Here is an 18,554-nt window from a genome sequence, read left to right as displayed (position 1 = left end):
TCGTAGGTAGTTGTACGGACTGCCAGACAGCCGTCCGGAATTCAGGACAGCTTCGCCAGCTTTTCGTAAAGGACGGATCTGGAGATGCCCAGCAGCTTGGCGGCACGGGTGCGATTGCCGCGGCTCGCCACGAGGGCCTCTTCAATGGCCTGGGCCTCGGCCTCGGCCAGGGTCTGGGATAGAGGCCTGACAGGTTGTGGAGCCAGCGAAGAAACCGGGCGCGTTCCTCCACGGGGCAAAACCTTGAAAATGGCGTCGGCATCCAGCAGGCCGCCCTCTTCACCCATGGTCATTGCCCGCTCCAGAACATTGCGCAGCTCGCGGATGTTGCCTGGCCAGTCGTAACTGCCCAGAGCCGAGACGCCGGCGTCAGTAATCTCGCCGCGCAACTCCAGTCCTTCGCAGATCTCTTCAAGTAGTGCCTCGCAGAGCACACCGAGATCCGCCAGACGATCCCGCAACGGAGGAATGGGGATTTCCAGAACATTCAGACGGTAGTAGAGATCCGAGCGGAAGGTGCCCTCGGCAATCATGACCTCGAGGTTTCGACTGGTGGCTGCAATAACCCGCACATCCACCGACACTACCTTGTTGGAGCCGAGGGGCTCGATCTCGCCTTCCTGTAAGGCACGCAGGAGCTTGGCCTGGAGGGGCAGCGGCATGTCGCCAACTTCATCCAGGAACAGCGTGCCGCCGTTGGCCAGCTGAAACTTGCCATCCCGGGTTCGGCGATCGGCGCCGGTGTAGGCGCCAGGAGCCACACCGAAGAATTCTGCCTCCAGCAGGTTGTCCGGAATCGCAGCAACATTCACACCCACGAACGGCTTCTCTGCACGACCCGAGACGGTGTGAATCGCCTGGGCAAGCACTTCTTTGCCGGTGCCGGTTTCTCCCAGCAGCAGAACCGGCATATCGCGGCCTGCCGCCAGCCGCGCCCTGCGCTTGACCTCCAACGCTGCCGGACTGGCCCCGACAAAATCGCCAAGACTGTAACGGGTGCCCCGGGATTTCCTGGCCAGAGCCTTGCGGGCCGCTGCCAGATCCTGGTGCAGTCGCCGGTACTTGGAAACCAGCGGTGTCAAAGGTTGCAGATCGTCGTACAGCACAAACGCAACGGCACCGACAATCTGGCCCCCATCGTCAAAATAGGGCAGCCGTGTCACCACCAGTTGTTGCTGGTTATGTTCCATGATGTCCAGCAGCAGGGGTTTACCAGACTCAACCACCTCGGGCATTCGGGTATGGGGGATCAGTTGGCGCACCGGTTTGCCAATCACTGTAGACGGATCACCAAGACCCAGAAGATGGGAATAACTGCTGTTGATCCAGGTGATGCGGGCACTCCGGTCGACAGCGATCGCTCCGGCACTGGCTTCCTCAAACATCGGGAACAGGGCTTCGATCAGGTCCCGGGTCAGTCCACTCTTGTTCTTGTCGGAAAACAGCTCTGTCATGTACCGCGCACCAACGGGTCGAATGTCATTCATGGTATTAACCCTGGCACCCGGCAGGCCGGGTGCAGTCACGGAAGTATATTGGGCCCCCGGATCGGGGGCAAACGAAGCCGGCCCGATACCGGGCCGGCCGCTGGCTGCTTTATTCCGGAATCCGGACCTGGTCATCAGCAAAGACGATACGGTCTGCGGCATCCGGCGCGGGGTTGATCGCCGGCAGGTTGGCCTCTGCCAGCGGTGTCGTGATGTTGCCCCGGGGCACGGTCCGAACCACCTGGCTTGGTGGTAACGCCTGCTTCTCGGTCAGATTGGCCCAGACCAGATCCAGCGCCTGGAAGTAGTAGTGGTGCAGCGGCACATAACGGTCAGCAACGCCCGGAAAACCATTGAGCACATCCAGGTGATGGGCGTTGAGGATTTCGTAATACCGAAGGTTGCTTTTCTTCCCCTCTACCCGCTGGTTCAGGCCGAAATAGGGTCTGGACGTGTGGTTGATTGGCAGAATCGCATCGGCACGACCGGTAACGAAGACCGTCGGCTTGCCCTGCAGATCACCGGAGGCACGGACTTCGGCAATACCGCCGGCAATGGCCGCTGCCAGCTCGGCGTCGGAGCCCTGCAAATCAGCGCCGCTGATGGCGTCGCTCCCCTGGGCAAGGCTACGAAGGCACAACAGTGCATCCAGGCCATAGTCCAACTGATTCGTGCTGGGAGACGCGCTGGCAGGCAGATTGGTGGGCTGGCCGTCGGCACCGTCGTAGACGATGTTTACCCCGGCCGATGGCGGAATGCCATTGCTGGCCGAAAACAGGGCCGCCTCTGCAGCTGGCGCCAACTGGGTAACCGCTCCGGCGGAATCGGTGGCCGCCAGGCTGAGATCACAGACCCGATCCTCGACACCGGCCCGGCCATAGGCATTGGCATAGGTCATGGAAATACTCGGAGCAACCGCCAGGCCGAAGTGCACGGGCGCCAGCAGATTCTGCTCTGGCTGAATACCGAACTCTTCATTAAGGATACGCAGGGCGTCGGTGGCCCGGTCATCCAGGGTGGCGCCGCTTACCAGCCCCTTGTTGGCTAGCGAGTTACAGATGTTCTCGCCAATCTGAGGGGGATTGAAGGTGGCGTTCAATGGCGCATCGTCCCGGATCGCCGGCGCCTGATTGGCACAGCCCTGATATACGGCAAGGGCCGTGGTGTAATCCAGCAGGCTCCGGCTGTGCTCGGTAATCACCGGGCCTTCACCCTGACGAATGGTAAAGCTGCGGTCCACTTCCGGATTCAAGTTGGGTTCGGACACCGCCACGCCGTCAATCAGTCCGCGAGTGTCCTGCTCGGCCGCACGAACGGAAGAACCACCCCCATTGGAGACGCTGGAGGCGATCACCACGGTATTTTTGGGATTGATGGTTAACAGCGTTTCGCCATTGCCCAATTCCCGACCGAACTTCTCGTTCAGCACATAGAACCCGAACTCAATGGACTGCAACACATGCAGGCCCCAATCGGCTTCCGGGTTGGCTTTTGAGTGTGCGTGCTTGTAGGCAAAACGGTCCGGCCAGACGCTGTCGAGCTCTGCGCGCTGCTCATCCGTAAGATCAGCCCGGAACTGCACTTGCTCATCGGCAGAGGTCAGCGTGCCATCAATGCGTTGGGCGGTGTTGGTGGCCAGGTTATGGGAGCCAGTCCCGGTACCCTTATCGGTGTAGACAACGGCGCATCCCTTTTTCAGTCCCCATTCGCCGGCGGTACCTATGGCGCCATAGATGCCACGGGAGCCGGACGACGGCGCCGTCACCATGCAGGGGCGATCGGGATCAAAGCTATCGGGCACCTGCGCCATGACCGTCACCGGCACGTCGGTACCCGGAACCGCCATGTAGGCGATGTATTCGTCGCCCGGAATGAGCCCTTCACCGCTGACGCCCACCTGGGGGCCAAAGAAGGTGCCATACCCTCCGCCGGGCGCGGTATCCACCAATGCACGGTAGTTGTTATAGATCGCCAACCGGCGGAGTTCCGTTGCGGTCGGGTTCAAGGGATCTGCAAATGCCGGCGCGGGCGTACTGGCCAGGCCGCTGGCACCGAGGCCGGCGGTCAGCAGGTCATCGGTTATCCCGTCGTAACTGGTCTGGGTTATGTCGCCCTGGATAAAACCAGGGATCTCGTTGAAGGGAGGGTTATCCTTGCAGGCAGTGAGGGTCATCCCCGTGGCGCCGATGAGGGCGCAGAGCATTATTCGTTTCATGATCGTTCCTTGTTTGTTGTTGTAAACGAACAGACCAGGCCTCAAGCCAGGCCCCGGGAACGCCATGCGGATCCTGTGCCAACCAGCTATCCTTCTGATTTATATACCTTTAATCCATCTTTCGGATTTTCTTCGAACAATTGTTCCGGATTTCCGGACAGTCTCTTGCCAATCGATGAGCATGAAAGACTGTGAGAGCGCACTCTGAGCAGATTGTCCTGAAAACCGGACGCTGTATGGAATGTCGGACAATGGAGTCTGGGCCGGCTCAGTCGCCAGACCAACATCCACCATCATTGCCGCTTCGTAAATCAGACAGACGCTTTCAGCCGCTTCATAGAGGAGATTCCATTGTCCGTCTACCAGACACGACTGAGACGTGGTGGGATATTCGGGTTGATCGGGAGTCTGCTGATCCTCGCAGGCTGCGCGACCCATCACAATGGGTCAACCACCGCCAGCCTCCCGGATGAAGGACCCTTCCGGGTAGAACAGGATTTGCGGTTCTCTCCCGATGGTTGGCCAGAAGCCCTGTTCGCCGACCTCTACCTCCCGACCGGGCAGGTCTCAGAGGCTCGCCACCCTGTCGTTCTGATGGTCCACGGTGGTGGCTGGCAACGCCGATCCCGGGAAGACATGGCCTGGATCGCGGAGGAAGTGGCCAGCCACGGTTTCGCGGTGCTGAACATCGACTACCGGTTTGCCCCGGCACACACCTTCCCGGCCCAACTCTATGATCTGCAACTGGCCCGACAGTGGCTGAACCGGCACGCCGACGAGTATCAACTGGACGCAGGTCGGGTAAGCGGCTTTGGCTTTTCCTCCGGCGCCCATCTGATTGCGCTCCTCGCCCTGGTAGCGAGCTCCGACAGCGACCTGAACCAGCCCCACGGCGGGCCGGAAACCCGATTGCATGCGGTCGTCACAGGAGGCCTGCCTTCCGATCTGATGGCCTTTGGTTCGGGCAAGCTGATCCGGCAATTCCTGGGTGGCGAGCAGCAGGACATACCGGAAATCTATCGCAAAGCATCACCAATCAGCCATGTGACCGCCGACTCACCGCCCTTTTTCCTGTTTCACGGTGCCATGGATATGCTGGTGCCATTCGATCAGGCAAAGCGATTTCAGGAAGCGCTTGAGGATCATCAGGTTTACAGCGAACTGTATGAAATGCACCTGCGGGGGCACGTCACCAGCTTTCTGACCGCAGGCGAAGCGGTGGACGCAGCGATCGGGTTCCTCGCTGGTCAGCAAGCCCGCCAGCAAGAGGGCTAAGACCCTGTCCGCTACCCGATCCGGATGAACGGAAGCAGACTCAGGCCCATGATCACCAGGATAGCAATGCAGGCGGCCAGGGTCCGGACTGGCCGCTGCCTGAGCATGAACCAGAAACCGCCGGATTCGCCCCGGGCCAGGTGCTCCTCGTAGGCCTGCCGCTGGGTTTCGTAGCGTTGCCGCTGATACTCATCCAGCAGTGCCCGGGCCCTTGCTGCCTCATCGTCATCATGAACCCAGAAACCGCCCATGCTGATGCCCCAGCGGCTGGGTGGTGTCTCGTAGTAGGCCACCTCGTGGGCATCGAACAGAGCCCGGATTTCATCGGCCTCGTCATCGGGTACATGGCGCAGGTTCATCAGATGGTGGGGCATGGACTCTCGCTGTCTGGTATCGGGTGCGGGTATCCCTATATCCTAGCACTAAAGCCCGACCGGGCCCGACTGCCCGAATTCGACACCGGAACTCTGAATGACCGACAGCTCCCTCCGATTACTGCTGGAGTTTGAAAACCAGGCGCAACGGGACAGATCACAGCCCCCCACCTTCCTGCATCGCCGCGACCGCAAGTTCGCACTGATGTGCGAAGAGCAGGGCGTGGCCCCGGACGCTGCCCGTTGGCTGGCCCACCTGAACCGGCTCAGCGGACCCGGAACAACCCAGACATCCGCCGACCCGATTCTGCGGTCCTGGCGCCGGATTGCCACAGGTTTTATGGCCATGGGGCTGATCGCCGGCATGCTGACCATGGCCGGACTGCTGTTCTACGACGGCGGCCAGCGCATCAACATCACGGTGTTTCTGGCCTTCGTTTTGCTGCATCTGGTCCTTGCCCTGTTTACCACCGTGCAGTCCCTGGCCGGATGGCAGCCCTGGCGTTGGCTGTTACAGCGTTTCGGGGTCAACCCTGGCCATGGGGAATTCAACAGACTCCAGCCACTGCTGATGGCCAGGGCCGCTCACCTGGGCGGCATCGCGTTCGCCTGTGCCGGGCTGATCACCCTGCTGGCCATGGTGGTGGTCCAGGATCTTGCCTTTGGCTGGAGCACGACCCTGGACACCGCTGCGGCGAGCTACCACGAACTGGTGAGCGCGGTCGCAATGCCCTGGGCCTGGCTCTGGCCGGCGGCCGCCCCGGATCTCAGCCTGGTCGAGGCAACGCGTTTTTTCCGGGCCGGAGAACCTGCGACAAATCCGGACCCGGCCCTCTGGGGCCAGTGGTGGCCCTTTGTTACCATGCTCTGGACAACCTGGATTCTGCTACCACGTTTGCTTCTCTGGGGATTCGCCCTCACCCAGACCCGACAAAAGGCCCGTCGGCTGCTCGCCAGTCACCCGGCCATGCATGCCCTAATGTATCGTCTGGAAACGCCTGCCCTCGACACCGGAAACAGCCACCATGATGCCGACGACCTGCCGGATACGAACGCTCGAAGCGATTGTCTGCCACTGCCGGACAGCGACATCCTGCTTTGCTGGGCTGGCGCCGGCGAACCGGAATTGCCAGAGGGGCTTCGTTCAGGCAAACAGCTTGTACTTCATGCCGGCGGCACCGCGAGCCTCTCGGACGATGATCAGGCCATGCAGTCAATCGCTGTGCATCTGAGAGCTCGCCCAAAACCCGTTATCCTGCTGGTGCGCAGCTGGCAGCCCCCCACGGGTGAACTGGCGGACTTTCTGGAGAGTGCCCGCGGCATCTGGCCCGACGGATCCAGGGTCGCTCTGGTACCCCTGGCCCCGGATAGCAGCCAGGAGCCTGATGCCCATCAGATTCAGCCCTGGCTCCGATTTGCCGAACGGGTTGGCAGCGATTTCGTTCGGGTGTCGCTACCGCCCCTCCAGATGCGGGATCCCTATTCAGCACTCGGGGAGCATTTATGACAAAGGCACCTACGTTTGCCGTCGTTGGGCACCCGAACAAAGGCAAATCCAGCGTGGTTGCCACTCTGTCCCAGAATGATGCCATCGCCATTGCCCTGGAGCCCGGCACCACCCGCAAGCGCCAGGCCTATCCCCTGAAAGTGGATGGGCAAATCCTCTACACACTGGTAGACACCCCCGGTTTCCAGCGCCCGCGCCGGGTACTGGAATGGCTGGAAGCCCACAGTGTCTCCGCGTCAGACCACGCCGACACGGTCAAAGCCTTTGTGACGCAACATCAGGGGGATGGCCGTTTCATCGATGAATGCGAGCTTCTGACGCCCCTGATCGAGGGCGCCGGAATCATTTACGTGGTGGATGGCTCGGTACCATACAGCGCCGAACACGAGGCGGAAATGACCATCCTGCGCTGGACCGGCCGGCCCAGCCTGGCATTGATCAACAGCATCGGCGCCGACGATTACAGTGACACCTGGCAGTCAGCACTGGGCCAATTCTTCCAGGTTGTTCGCCGCTTCGACGCCGTTCGCGCTCCTTTCGAGCAACATCTCGGCCTTTTACGCGCATTCGGACAACTGGAGCCAGACTGGGAAGCGCCTCTGGAGCAGGCCACGCATTTTCTGTCTGCCCAGCGCCAACAGCGCCGCCAACAAGCCGCTGCACTGATCGCCAGGGCACTCGAGGACATGATGTCGTTCCAGGAAAAACGCACCCTGACCGCTGGCCAGGCGGCCGGGACCAGTGACGATTCACTGGCAGACCAGCTGCGCCGGAACTGGTACCGCCATCAGCGGAAGCGGGAGCAGACGCTGCGTGTGGATATCGAACACCTGTATCAGCACCAGCGCATCCGCCGTCAGGAAGCCGAACTGGAATGGCACAGTGAGCACGACCTGTTCTCGGAAGACAGCCGCAAAGCCTGGGCCGTCAGCAAACGCTACCTGGCCACCGCCGGCTTCGGCGCCGGTGCCGTCAGCGGTGCCGGGATCGACGCACTGACCTTCGGCTCCTCCCTCGGAACCGGCGCTCTGGTAGGCGGACTCATCGGTGCCGCCGGGAGTTATTTCTACGGTGATCGGCTGGCCCTGCCGGCGCTGAACATCGGGGTACTTCGGGACGGTTTGAAAACAGCTACCTTTGGCCCTGTACAGGACAGTCAGTTCGGCTATGTTGTATTAGGAAGGGCAGTGGATCACTGGTGGCACATCTCCCACCGCAATCACGCTGGCCGCGACCTGTTGGACCTCGAGCCGGCAGACCATCACTGGCTCGAACGCCTGGAAAAATCGAGCCGGCAACAGATTCAGAAAGCCTTCGATAAAAGCCGGAAACGGCGCCCTCTGGATGAACATCAGCGGGAAAAATTCGCCAACTCGATCGAACAGGCCATGGCTGTTTTCGACGATTGGCGGTTGAACCGCAACTGAAAACGATGTTTATACTTAAAGGCTATTCCATCACAAAATGAGGAATGCGAATGAAAATCGTACGAGTGCAAGACATCATCGGTACCGAGCGCGAAGTACACGGCCCCGGCTGGACCAGTCGCCGCATGCTGCTCAAGAAAGACGGCATGGGCTTCTCCTTCCACGAGACCATTATCCCGGCAGGCGCCGAACTGAACCTCTGGTACAAACACCACCTGGAAGCGGTCTACTGCGTCGCCGGTAACGGCAAAATTCTGGACAAAGCCACTGGTGAAACTCACGAGATCACCGACGGCACGCTCTACGCACTCGACAAGCATGACCAGCACACCCTGTACGGTGGCACCGAGGACATGCGCCTGATCTGTGCCTTCAACCCGCCGGTAACCGGCCGTGAAGTCCACGACGAAGACGGCGCCTACCTGCCAGATACCGGCGAAGACTGATTCGTTTTGAGCGTGGCTGAACCCCAGGCCGCGACCACACCGCCACCGCCAGCCAGGCTGCTGCCGGTGGCGGTGTTGCTTTGGCTGGCCGGAGTTTACCTGCGCATACCCGTACTGGTTGCACCGCCCCTGGCGCCGTTCATTGGTGATGAACTGGCATTAACCCAGGCCCTCACCGGCGCCCTGACCACCCTGCCCATCCTGATGCTGGCCATAGGCTCCATGCCCGGCTCACTGGCCATTGCCCGGATTGGCCCCCGCAATACCCTGGCTCTGGCCATGGTGATCATGGTGATCGGCTCCGCCGGGCGCGGCCTGATGCCCGACACCCTGACCCTGATGATTGCCAGTGCAGTCATGGGTATCGGCGTCTCCATGATGCAACCGTCACTGCCGGCACTGCTGCCCCGATGGCTGGAACCCCACCACCTCGCGTTAGGCTCGGCGATCTACATGAACGGCATGCTGATGGGGGAGTTCATCGGTGCCGGCATCACGCTGCCTGTGCTCATGCCCCTGCTGGATAACAGCTGGCGCGCCACCCTATTGGCCTGGTCACTCCCGGGGCTGCTGATTGCTGCGGCCCTGTTCCTACCCAAACGGGACCGGGCCAAACCGGTGCGAAAAGTGGCCTGGCTACCGGACTGGCATAACCCCTTGACCCTGAGAATCGGTCTTCTGCTCGGCCTCTCCGGCTCATTGTTTTTTGGCCTCAACGCGTACATGGGCAACCTTCTGCAGCATCAGGGCCAGTTCGACAAACTGCCGGACGCCCTGTTCTGGTACAACCTTGCCCAGGTCTTCGCTTCCCTGATCATGCTGAAAATGGCGCGCTACTGGGTCGGCCGTCGTGGCGTCATCGCCACACTGGCCAGCATCAGCCTGCTCGGCGCCATTGGCGCGGTCATGCTCAACGGCTGGTGGTCCATCGTCAGTGCCACCCTCATGAGCTTGGTCGCCGGCATGCTCCTGATCCTGCTTGTCGCGATACCTCCGCTGGTGGTCTCCGCCGCCGAAACTGGCCGCCTCTCCGCCGGCACCTTTCTGGTCGGTTACACCGTCGCTTTTTGCGTGCCCATGCTTGGCGGTGTCGTCGCCGACTGGACAGGCGATGCCCGCCACGCCCTGATGCTGATGATCACCTACGGCCTGCTGGTATTGCCCCTAGCCTTTACCCTGAATCTGGAACGAAAAAAGGACCAGCCCGAAAGCTGATCCTTCTCTGAATACCAATTTTCCCTTCGCGGACTCCCCGTATCCAGCCGGAACGGCCGTGGGGCGGGGGTGTCCTTTCCGCCGGGAAAAAATGTCTGAGCAAAGCGAGTTGTTTTTCCCAGAGGAAAGGACACCCCCGCCCCGCGGCCAGACTCCGAACTAATACATGGTCAGATGTAATAGTCCTTCAACGGAGGAAACCCGTTAAACTCAATGGCGCTATACGTCGTGGTATAAGCACCGGTAGACAACCAATACATCCGATCCCCAATCGCCAGATTCAACGGCAACGGATACTTGTGGTGCTCGTACATGATATCGGCACTGTCACAGGTCGGCCCGGCAATCACACAGTCCTCGCCTTCGCCCACCTTCTCGGTCCAGATCGGAAACTTGATCGCCTCATCCAGCGTCTCGATCAGGCCTGAAAACTTGCCCACATCGGTAAACACCCAGCGGTGCAGGGCAGTGCGGGATTTCCGGGAAATCAGCACCACCTCGCTCACCAGCACACCGGCATTGGAAATCAGCGAACGGCCCGGCTCGATGATGATCTCCGGCAGCTCAGCGCCAAAATCCTCGTGCAGGAAGCGGGCGATCTCCTCCGCGTACACCTTCAGCTCGTTGGTGCGGGTGATGTAATTGGCCGGAAAACCGCCACCCATGTTGATCATCTTCAGCTCGATGCCGTCCTCTTCCTTCAGGCGCTCGAAAATCACCTTCACCTTGTTCAGGGCCGCGTCCCAGGCGCCGATTTCCCGCTGCTGGGAACCCACGTGGAACGACACACCGTAAGGTACCAGACCCAGGTCACGGGCCAGGATCAACAGATCCATGGCCATGTCAGTCTGGCAACCGAACTTGCGGGACAGCGGCCAGTCGGCGGTCAGGGTGCCTTCGGTCAGGATGCGCACGTACACCTTCGAGCCCGGGGCCGCCTTGGCGATATTGCGAAGGTCTGCCTCCGAGTCTGTGGCGAACATCCGAACACCCTTCTCGTAAAAGGTGCGAATGTCCTTCGCCTTCTTTATGGTATTGCCGTAGCTGATCCGCTCACCGGTCACGCCCAGGGCCATCACCTTGTCCAGCTCATACACCGATGCGATATCGAAACAGGCACCTTTATCACGCAGCATGGTCAGTATCTGCGGCGCCGGGTTGGCTTTCACCGCGTAGTAGACCTTGGCGTAGGGAAAACCCTCGATGAGCTCGTCGTACTGACGATCAATCGTTGCGGTATCAATCACCACAAACGGGGTTTCCTTGCCGTCGGCAAAGTCCTTGATGCGCTTGAAAGTCTCAGCTTCGTAGTAATCGGCAATGTTAGCGTTAGCGGCTTCGGTCATGGGTGGTGTGTCCCTCCACAGGGCAAACAGACATAAAAAAAGGCGCCACAGCAAGGCTGCAGCACCCATAAGATGGCGCGATCATCGGGCTTTTTTTCAGGCCCGGATATGAGCATATCTACCCATAAGTAATGAACGACGTCAGCACCGCCAATGGCATGAATTCTGGTGGAAAATGCTTAAACAGCGATCGGCCAGAGGGGGGTTGGTTCGGTGGGTCCATCGGGATCTCTGGGCTCGGTCTGATTCCTCAGATAGCCCAGGATCGCTTCCTGAAGTTCCGTGCCCTGACCCAGCCCTTTGTTTCCGAACAGCCGGTTGAATTCCAGGACATACGGGTGACCGTCTACCAGGGCAATATCAAAGCCTGCATGATCGACACCCAACTCCCGGGCCAGCCTCAACGCCAGATCGGTCATCACCTTGGGTACCGGGCTGTTGTCGATACGGCCACCCCGGGCCACGTTGTTGTAAAAACCCTGGTCCGCCTGGGTTCTCCAGTAGGCCGTCAACACCCGATCACCAACCACCACAACACGGGCATCGCGGTCCAAAGGCAGGTATTCCTGGGCATACAGAACATCAGTGCACTCGCAATAGCGCCGCCAATCCTCACGGGTTTCGATCAACCAAACTCCTTCGCCCATGCTGGCCTTCGGCAGCTTTGCGACGAAGGGGTGAGCCATGGCATCCCAGATCAGATCCCGTTCCACCGGTCCGTTGGCCTCAATCATGGTCCAGGGGGTGTGTTCCGGGGCCACTGCCTGGAATGCACGAGTCATCTCGACCTTGTCATGGCCGATACGGTAGCTTGCAACACTCGGAAATACCCGGCATTTGAGTCCATGTACCAGCGCGTTCAGCTGCCAGTATTCGGGGAACAGGACCCAGTCAGCCTCCCGCAACAATTCTTTATGGCGCAGAAACTGGTCCGGCTTCAGAACGGTGGTGTTGGGAAAGCCCAGGGTCCGGAAAATATCGAAGGAAACAAGGTGCATGGATACTGCGCACTCGAGGATTGAATTGCGCGTATTTTATACAGGGATACACTTCAGGCAAGCGGTATTTTCACGGCCGGGCATCAGGAAAAAGCCTTACTGGTGCTACCCTTGAATCATGCAAGGTGAGGGGGCAGGCATAATGCAGGAACTTGATTCCAGAGCACAGTCTATCCTGGCTGCGCTACGAGCAGACGTTCAGTCCGGCGCCACCCAACTGGCGCTGAATACCCTCAACGCACTCTTGTCCTATCTGGACGAGGTCGGACCGGACGTCGAGATCCTTTCCCGTCTGCTGGCGGAACTGAGGACGGCCCGGCCTAGCATGATCGTGATCGGCAATGCGCTGGCCATGATCGAACAGCGATTGAGCAGCGATCCACACGCCGCGCGAGCGGCCATCATCGATACGCGCGATCAGTTACAGGAGGCCACCACCACCATTGCCCGGCACGCCCGCGAGCATTTGCCGACAACCCCCGTGATCATGACCCACAGTGCCAGCTCAGTCGTCCTGGCCCTGTTCCGGAGCATGGCCGAGAACCAGCAGAGCTTTTCCGTTATCTGTACCCAGAGCAGTCCGGGGTTTGAGGGTCACTCCCTGGCCCGTGCCCTGGATGAACTCTCAGTGCCTGTCACGCTGATTACGGATGCGCAGATGGGCCTCTTTGTCCCGGAAGCCGATGTGGTGATCACCGGGTGTGATACCTGGCTGGACGATGGCTGTTTTATCAACAAAAGCGGAACCTACCTGCTGGCCCTGGCAGCACGGGCCGCCGGCAAATCTTTCTGGGTTCTCGCGGACAGCTTCCGCAATAGCGACGCGAACCCCGGTTTGGTCGAGCTTGAGGAAATGCCAGCCGACGAGCTCAACGCACCTGAAGGGGAGTGGATAACTCACCGGAACGTCTATTTTGAGCGGGTGCCGCACGCCTTGGTCAGCCATCGGATCAGCGAGCAGGGCGTTTTTTCGTACCCTGCTGGGCCTCGGCGGTAAGGGGATCTTCAGGCCAAGAATGCTTGGGGTACCGTCCACGCATGTCCTTGCGCACCTCGGGATAGGCGTTGCACCAGAAACTGGCCAGATCCGCGGTGACCGCCAGGGGGCGCTGGGCCGGTGACAGCAGATGGATCACCACCGGTTTCCGCCCGCCTGCCACGGTCGGAGTCTCCGTCCAGCCGAAAAGGGCCTGCAGCTTGGCCGCCAGAACCGGACCATTGTCGGCGGTATAGTCCAGGCGCACCCGCTGTCCCGTCGGGATGGTCAGGTGCGTCGGCGCCAGGGCCTGAAGCTGCTGCTGGGCCGGATAATCAAGCAGACTGTTCAGGGCCTGCAGCAGGTCGATCCGGGCCAGATCAGACCACCGGCTCATGCCGGCCAGAAACGGTCCAAGCCAGTGCTCCAGATTCTCGAGCAAGGCCACATCGCTTGTGTCCGGCCAGCCATCATCAGGGAAAGACCCGGCGAGCAACCGCACACGGGCCCGCCACTGACGGCTATCGTCAGTCCAGGGCAGGCTTGCCAGGCCCTTTTTCCGGATGGCATTGATCAGGCCCTGCTGAACCAGCTCCGGGTCAACCTGCGCAATGGGTTTTTCCTGCAGCACCAGTTCGCCCAGCTTACGGACCTCTCTGGCGATAATCTTGCCCTGGCCCTCGTCCCACAGTGCCTCCTCGGTCTCGCGGATATGGTCAGCCAGATCCGACTCCAGATCCGGGATATCCACCGGCGCCGCAAGGTAAATGGTGGCTTCCCGGGCCCTGCCATCCAGCTCCGCAGCCACCAGCCACTCGTGCCGCGCCAGGGGATCATCCTCTCTCAGTGCGGCGCCTTTGCCATTGCTGAGTTGATACCTGGGCGCCTTGCCCGGGCGTCGTCGCGCGATACGATCCGGATAGGCCAGGGCCAGCAACCGCCCTACCTCCGTCTCGGACTGCATGGGCGCATCCGTCGCAGCAGGCCCTGCAAGACGCCTGGCGGACTGGCGCAAAGCCTTCAGGCGAGCAGCATCCAGCGTGCGATCACGTCGCTCCCCATAGAAAACACGAATCCGCTCGTGCATGTCTGCCCCGGCACCAGAGCCCAGAAGATCCCGCTCTTCCAGCAGGGCAGCCAGTGCAGCAGCAGGCCCTTCAAGGCCGATAGCGCGGCCTTTCAACACCATATGTGCCAGGCGCGGGTGTATTCCCAGGTCACGGGCCGCCTTGCCGTGATCCGTAATGGCCCCATTGGGTTCGAGCATGTCCAACCATTGCAGCAGTGTCACCGCCTGTTGCCAGTGAGCGGCCGGTGGCTGATCGATCCAGGCAACGGACGCGGCCTCCCGGGCACCCCATTGGGCCAGCTCCAGAACAAGAGGCGCCAGATCGGCCTCCAGAATTTCAGGGGGCGTGTAGTCGGCCAGACCGAACTGTTCCGATTCGCTCCAAAGGCGATAACAAACCCCCGGTTCGACCCGACCGGCCCGGCCCTTGCGCTGCTCCGCCGACGCTTTCGACACCCGACCGGTCACCAGTCGCGTCATGCCGCTGTTGGGATCAAACACCGCCCGGCGCTGCTGGCCGCTGTCGATCACAACCCGGACGCCTTCAATCGTCAGACTGGTTTCGGCGATGGCCGTGGCCAGCACCACCTTACGTTGGCCCACGGGCGCGGGAGAGATGGCCTGATCCTGCTGCTCCGATTTCAGGTTGCCGTAGAGCGGTGCAACCATCACACGGGCTGGCAGGTTGCCAATCAGCTGCTGCTCGACCCGGCGAATCTCTCCGGCACCGGGCAGGAACACCAGCAGGGAGCCGGTTTGATCCCTCAAGGCCTCCTGAACCACCGACGTAACCTGGTCCACCGGGCGGCTGTTGCGAGACATCGGCCGGTAATGGACCTCCACCGGAAACGCGCGCCCCTCACTGGTAATAACGGGCACGTCGCCCAGCACCCTTGCGATGGGTGCGGTATCCAGGGTCGCGGACATCACCAGCAGCCGCAGATCCTCCCGCAACGCCTGCTGCGACTCCCTCACCAGGGCAAGGCCAAGATCCGCCTGAAGCGAGCGCTCGTGGAACTCGTCGAAGATGACCGCCGCGTAGTCCTCCAGCATCGGGTCGGCCTGGATCAGCCGGGTCAGGATGCCCTCGGTCACCACTTCAATGCGGGTCGCGGGAGAAACCTGTGTATCCAGCCGTGTGCGATAGCCAACCGTCTGGCCTGGCTTTTCACTGAGTTGCCTGGCCATGAATCGGGCCGCAGACCGCGCCGCCAGGCGACGGGGCTCGAGCATGAGGATCCTGCCATCGCCACGCCAGGACGCATCGAGGAGCGCGAGGGGAACACGGGTGGTTTTGCCGGCGCCCGGTGGGGCCTGCAGGAGCACGGTACTGGTCTGCTCCAGAGCTGCTTGTAACTCTGGGAGAATGGCATCAATCGGGAGCATCGGTTCCGGGTTCTATGGCGTCAGGAGCTTACCCGGTCGCGATTGGCTTTCGCCCACTGGTAGATCCGCTCGAAGGCCTCGGCCAGGTTGTGCGGATTATGGGGTGGCTGGATCACCGCAGCCAGTTCGCCATCAGGATTCAGCAGGGCGAAGTGGCCGCTGTGATCCACCAGCAGCTCGCCGTCCACCTCCCGGTGCACGAACACAGCGCTCAGGCTTTTGGCCAATGTCCGGAGGGTGTCGAGATCGCCGGTCAGGCCGTGGAAGTTCTCACCGAAGAAACCGGTGTAGGCTTTGAGTTTTTCCGGAGTGTCATGCTCGGGATCGGCGCTAACCAGTAGGTAATCGGGCTGGGGCAGTTCCTTTGAAAGCAGCTTGTCGGTCTGGCGCAGATTGGCCATGGCCGCCGGGCAGATATCCGGGCAATTGGTGTAGCCGACAAACGCAAAAGTCCAGCGACCCCTCAAGCTTTCCCGGGTGACCGTTTCACCGTTCTCATCCGTCAACGTGAACTCTGCCAATTGCCGAGGCTGATCATAAACATACGTATTGAAATCGGTCAGCTCCGGCGCCGGAATCGGTTCCTGGTTACCCACCAGAAATACCTGCCGACCCACAACCAGTCCAAAGATCAGAACAACGATTAGCAGAAGGCAGAACAGGGTAAGGCGAATAGAGCTGGAGCTTTTCATGCGTGGTCCACTTCGTTGATCAGATAAGCAGGCGGGGATGGCTTTCCGAAACCGTGCGGAGCCAGGGATGGCGGAGCCGAGCGTACACGGACGTATTCACAGCGTGTTTCGGAAAGCCATCCCCGCCTGCGTCAGCACAATGTCTGACTCAGAAGAATACAAAATGATCCACAAGCAATACCACAAACAGCGCCATGAGGTAAGTGATGGAATACTTGAAGGTATTCAGGGCAACGCGCCGGTCATCCCCCTTCAACAGCCGCACCGCGTACTGCAGGAAGCGCAGGCCAAGGGCCAGGGCGCCCATCAGGTAAATGCCGCCGGACATGCCTGTGACAAAAGGCAGCAGGCTGACCGCCAACAACATCAGCGTGTAGAGCAGAATGTGAAGCTCCGTGAACTTGTTGCCGTGGGTGACCGGCAGCATCGGAATACCCGCCTTCGCGTATTCTTCCTTGCGGTGGATGGCCAGTGCCCAGAAATGCGGAGGCGTCCAGGCAAAGATGATCAACACCAGCAACAGGGCATGGCCCTCCACCTGGCCGGTCACGGCGGTCCAACCCAGCAGCGGAGGCATGGCACCGGCCAGACCCCCGATGGTGATGTTCTGGGGCGTAGCACGCTTCAGGAACAGGGTATAGACACCGGCGTAGCCCACCAGGGAAGCGAGGGTCAGCCAGGCAGTGAGATGATTCACCTGCCACATCAGCACCGCCATACCGACACATGCCAGGATGGCCGCAAACAGGAACGCGTCCATGGGCGCAATCTTGCCGGTGGCCACTGGCCGCTTGCGGGTACGTGCCATCACCGTGTCGATTTTCTGGTCCACCACATGGTTCACCACCGCGGCAGCGCCGGCCAGCAGGGCAATACCCAGGTTACCCCATATCAGCACGCCCCAACCGGGCACCCCCGGCGCCGCCAGCAGCATGCCGATCACCGAGGTGAGGATCATCAGCGCGACCACCCTGGGCTTGGTCAGCTCCAGGTAGTCACGCCAGGAAATGGATGTGTTGGAGTCGCTCGCAATTGCCTGGGCCGGCAGTGCTTCCACTTGCTCGCTCATGCCGTAACCTCCTGGGTCATTGTTGTTGTGTTTGGTGCTGTGGCGGTGTGCGTTTTTGGCAACAGTTGATGCTGCCAGATCAGGTGAATCACTGACAAAAGAAGTCCTGCGCCCATGGCGTTATGGGCCACGGCAATGGACAGGGGAATATGGAAGATAACGTTGGCCAGCCCTAACAGGATCTGGGCCGCCAATACCACCGCCACCAGCTTGATGGCGTTGTCGAGTCTCGAGTCGCCGCGTCGACGCCACATCAGTGCGAGCAATGCCGTGAAATAAACCAGCACCACCATGGCGCCTAGCCTGTGGGTGACATGGATGGCGACTCGCCCGTCCGCCGTAAGCTGCCCCCCGAGATAGTTCGGTCCAACGTGCTGGGTGACATCAAAGCCGTGCCGGAAATCCATACCCGCAGGCCACCACTGACCCTGGCAGGTAGGCAGGTCGGTACAGGCAACGGCGGCGTAATTGGCCGCTGTCCAGGCTCCCAGTGCAATCTGCATCACCACCAGGAGGAGCCCGCCATACAGCCAGGGCCGGAAACCGGCCAGTGCAGTCGACGGCGGCGGCTCCTGGTCCCGCTTCTGGCTGGCCTGCCGTCGCAACCGGAAGGTAAGCAGTGTCAGCAAACTCAGGGTGGTAAAGCCACCGAGGAGGTGTAACGCCACCACCTGGGGCCAGAGTTTCAGGGTAACGGTCCACATGCCGAAGGCACCCTGAAGTATGATAAACCCGGCAATAAACAGCGGCAGCTTCACAGGAACACCGTCGCGACGGTGGCGAACGGCATAGGCCGCCAGCCCAAAGACCACCAGACCGAGAGTCCCGGCGGCATAGCGATGGATCATTTCCGGCCAGCCTTTTTCCACGTCCACCGGCGTATCCGGGAAACGGGCATTGGCGATAGCAATGCTGGATTCGCTCTGGGGTACCGTCAGAAAGCCATAGCATCCGGGCCAGTCCGGACAGCCGAGCCCGGCATGCACCAGACGGGTCCAGGCACCCAGCATGATGACGACAACCGCCAGCAGAACGGCGAACGTGGCCCACTTGGCCATCTTCCGGGCGGCTT

General features: G+C 60.8%; 15 protein-coding genes. 6 read left to right on the top strand and 9 right to left on the bottom strand.

The genetic code is table 11. The annotated features are described in order from the left end of the window. Window positions 1-41: 41 nt before the first annotated feature. Together SIC15_RS00460 and SIC15_RS00455 are read right to left on the bottom strand one after the other, a co-directional pair. On the bottom strand, window positions 42-1,454 hold the full coding sequence (locus tag SIC15_RS00460; RefSeq protein ID WP_069182832.1) for a sigma-54 interaction domain-containing protein: 1,413 nt from the start codon (window positions 1,452-1,454) through the stop codon (window positions 42-44). A 142-nt stretch (window positions 1,455-1,596) separates the two neighbouring features. After that, on the bottom strand, window positions 1,597-3,702 hold the full coding sequence (locus SIC15_RS00455) for a 3-hydroxybutyrate oligomer hydrolase family protein (RefSeq protein WP_412536832.1): 2,106 nt from the start codon (window positions 3,700-3,702) through the stop codon (window positions 1,597-1,599). A 351-nt stretch (window positions 3,703-4,053) separates the two neighbouring features. Between SIC15_RS00455 and SIC15_RS00450 the strand changes: the two genes are divergently transcribed. After that, entirely contained in the window at window positions 4,054-4,977 is a 924-nt protein-coding gene (locus SIC15_RS00450) for an alpha/beta hydrolase fold domain-containing protein (protein WP_412536831.1), read from the top strand. Window positions 4,978-4,988: 11 nt separating this feature from the next. On the opposite strand, the gene SIC15_RS00445 is transcribed toward SIC15_RS00450, so the two are convergent. Continuing rightward, window positions 4,989-5,351 carry a DUF6164 family protein gene (locus tag SIC15_RS00445; protein WP_069182481.1) on the bottom strand — a complete coding sequence of 121 codons (363 nt, stop codon included), beginning with the start codon at window positions 5,349-5,351 and terminating at the stop codon, window positions 4,989-4,991. A 97-nt stretch (window positions 5,352-5,448) separates the two neighbouring features. Between SIC15_RS00445 and SIC15_RS00440 the strand changes: the two genes are divergently transcribed. The 4 genes from SIC15_RS00440 to SIC15_RS00425 are packed head-to-tail and all read left to right on the top strand — an operon-like array spanning window position 5,449 to window position 9,946. Beyond that, the gene (locus SIC15_RS00440) at window positions 5,449-6,858 is read left to right on the top strand and encodes a DUF2868 domain-containing protein (protein ID WP_412536830.1); all 1,410 of its coding nucleotides are present in this window, start codon (window positions 5,449-5,451) and stop codon (window positions 6,856-6,858) included. After that, window positions 6,855-8,285: a GTPase/DUF3482 domain-containing protein gene (locus tag SIC15_RS00435; RefSeq protein WP_412536829.1), complete on the top strand. Its 1,431-nt coding sequence runs from the start codon at window positions 6,855-6,857 to the stop codon at window positions 8,283-8,285. Before SIC15_RS00440 ends, SIC15_RS00435 begins: the two co-directional genes overlap by 4 nt. A 50-nt stretch (window positions 8,286-8,335) precedes the next feature. Then, window positions 8,336-8,731 carry an ectoine synthase gene (locus SIC15_RS00430; protein WP_069182478.1) on the top strand — a complete coding sequence of 132 codons (396 nt, stop codon included), beginning with the start codon at window positions 8,336-8,338 and terminating at the stop codon, window positions 8,729-8,731. Between the two features lie 12 nt (window positions 8,732-8,743). Continuing rightward, window positions 8,744-9,946: a CynX/NimT family MFS transporter gene (locus SIC15_RS00425; RefSeq protein WP_136630970.1), complete on the top strand. Its 1,203-nt coding sequence runs from the start codon at window positions 8,744-8,746 to the stop codon at window positions 9,944-9,946. Between the two features lie 170 nt (window positions 9,947-10,116). On the opposite strand, the gene SIC15_RS00420 is transcribed toward SIC15_RS00425, so the two are convergent. Both SIC15_RS00420 and SIC15_RS00415 read right to left on the bottom strand, forming a co-directional pair. Beyond that, window positions 10,117-11,292 (bottom strand): type III PLP-dependent enzyme, encoded by a 1,176-nt coding sequence (locus SIC15_RS00420; RefSeq protein WP_069182477.1) that lies wholly within the window; start codon window positions 11,290-11,292, stop codon window positions 10,117-10,119. 179 nt (window positions 11,293-11,471) lie between these two features. Then, the gene (locus tag SIC15_RS00415; protein ID WP_412536828.1) at window positions 11,472-12,290 is read right to left on the bottom strand and encodes an ATP-grasp domain-containing protein; all 819 of its coding nucleotides are present in this window, start codon (window positions 12,288-12,290) and stop codon (window positions 11,472-11,474) included. Window positions 12,291-12,432: 142 nt separating this feature from the next. Between SIC15_RS00415 and SIC15_RS00410 the strand changes: the two genes are divergently transcribed. Beyond that, complete coding sequence (locus SIC15_RS00410) at window positions 12,433-13,287, top strand: translation initiation factor eIF-2B (RefSeq protein ID WP_291905036.1); 855 nt, start codon at window positions 12,433-12,435, stop codon at window positions 13,285-13,287. On the opposite strand, the gene hrpB is transcribed toward SIC15_RS00410, so the two are convergent. The 4 genes from hrpB to SIC15_RS00390 all read right to left on the bottom strand — a co-directional run bounded on the left by hrpB (window position 13,241) and on the right by SIC15_RS00390 (window position 18,540). Next, window positions 13,241-15,721 carry an ATP-dependent helicase HrpB gene (gene hrpB, locus SIC15_RS00405; protein WP_412536827.1) on the bottom strand — a complete coding sequence of 827 codons (2,481 nt, stop codon included), beginning with the start codon at window positions 15,719-15,721 and terminating at the stop codon, window positions 13,241-13,243. The two genes, SIC15_RS00410 and hrpB, sit on opposite strands and share 47 nt — an antisense overlap. A 20-nt stretch (window positions 15,722-15,741) precedes the next feature. Continuing rightward, window positions 15,742-16,413: an SCO family protein gene (locus tag SIC15_RS00400; RefSeq protein ID WP_412536826.1), complete on the bottom strand. Its 672-nt coding sequence runs from the start codon at window positions 16,411-16,413 to the stop codon at window positions 15,742-15,744. Between the two features lie 148 nt (window positions 16,414-16,561). Next, window positions 16,562-17,482: a heme o synthase gene (cyoE, locus tag SIC15_RS00395; RefSeq protein WP_412536825.1), complete on the bottom strand. Its 921-nt coding sequence runs from the start codon at window positions 17,480-17,482 to the stop codon at window positions 16,562-16,564. Then, the gene (locus SIC15_RS00390) at window positions 17,479-18,540 is read right to left on the bottom strand and encodes a COX15/CtaA family protein (RefSeq protein ID WP_412537644.1); all 1,062 of its coding nucleotides are present in this window, start codon (window positions 18,538-18,540) and stop codon (window positions 17,479-17,481) included. The genes cyoE and SIC15_RS00390 overlap by 4 nt, the downstream gene beginning before the upstream one ends. Window positions 18,541-18,554 lie beyond the last annotated feature (14 nt).

Origin of the sequence: Marinobacter sp. MIT932201 (assembly GCF_047123295.1) — a bacterium.
In the GTDB taxonomy this organism is placed as follows: domain Bacteria; phylum Pseudomonadota; class Gammaproteobacteria; order Pseudomonadales; family Oleiphilaceae; genus Marinobacter; species Marinobacter salsuginis.
This window is presented reverse-complemented; position numbering and strand designations above follow the sequence as displayed.

Excerpts from the sequence above, each read along its gene's own strand:
- hrpB (WP_412536827.1), bottom strand. The coding sequence starts at position 15,721 with ATGCTCCCGATTGATGCCATTCTCCCAGAGTTACAAGCAGCTCTGGAG.
- SIC15_RS00460 (WP_069182832.1), bottom strand. The coding sequence starts at position 1,454 with ATGACAGAGCTGTTTTCCGACAAGAACAAGAGTGGACTGACCCGGGAC.
- SIC15_RS00415 (WP_412536828.1), bottom strand. The coding sequence starts at position 12,290 with ATGCACCTTGTTTCCTTCGATATTTTCCGGACCCTGGGCTTTCCCAAC.
- SIC15_RS00400 (WP_412536826.1), bottom strand. The coding sequence starts at position 16,413 with ATGAAAAGCTCCAGCTCTATTCGCCTTACCCTGTTCTGCCTTCTGCTA.
- SIC15_RS00420 (WP_069182477.1), bottom strand. The coding sequence starts at position 11,292 with ATGACCGAAGCCGCTAACGCTAACATTGCCGATTACTACGAAGCTGAG.
- SIC15_RS00435 (WP_412536829.1), top strand. The coding sequence starts at position 6,855 with ATGACAAAGGCACCTACGTTTGCCGTCGTTGGGCACCCGAACAAAGGC.
- SIC15_RS00410 (WP_291905036.1), top strand. The coding sequence starts at position 12,433 with ATGCAGGAACTTGATTCCAGAGCACAGTCTATCCTGGCTGCGCTACGA.
- SIC15_RS00430 (WP_069182478.1), top strand. The coding sequence starts at position 8,336 with ATGAAAATCGTACGAGTGCAAGACATCATCGGTACCGAGCGCGAAGTA.
- SIC15_RS00455 (WP_412536832.1), bottom strand. The coding sequence starts at position 3,702 with ATGAAACGAATAATGCTCTGCGCCCTCATCGGCGCCACGGGGATGACC.
- SIC15_RS00390 (WP_412537644.1), bottom strand. The coding sequence starts at position 18,540 with ATGGCCAAGTGGGCCACGTTCGCCGTTCTGCTGGCGGTTGTCGTCATC.
- cyoE (WP_412536825.1), bottom strand. The coding sequence starts at position 17,482 with ATGAGCGAGCAAGTGGAAGCACTGCCGGCCCAGGCAATTGCGAGCGAC.
- SIC15_RS00445 (WP_069182481.1), bottom strand. The coding sequence starts at position 5,351 with ATGCCCCACCATCTGATGAACCTGCGCCATGTACCCGATGACGAGGCC.
- SIC15_RS00440 (WP_412536830.1), top strand. The coding sequence starts at position 5,449 with ATGACCGACAGCTCCCTCCGATTACTGCTGGAGTTTGAAAACCAGGCG.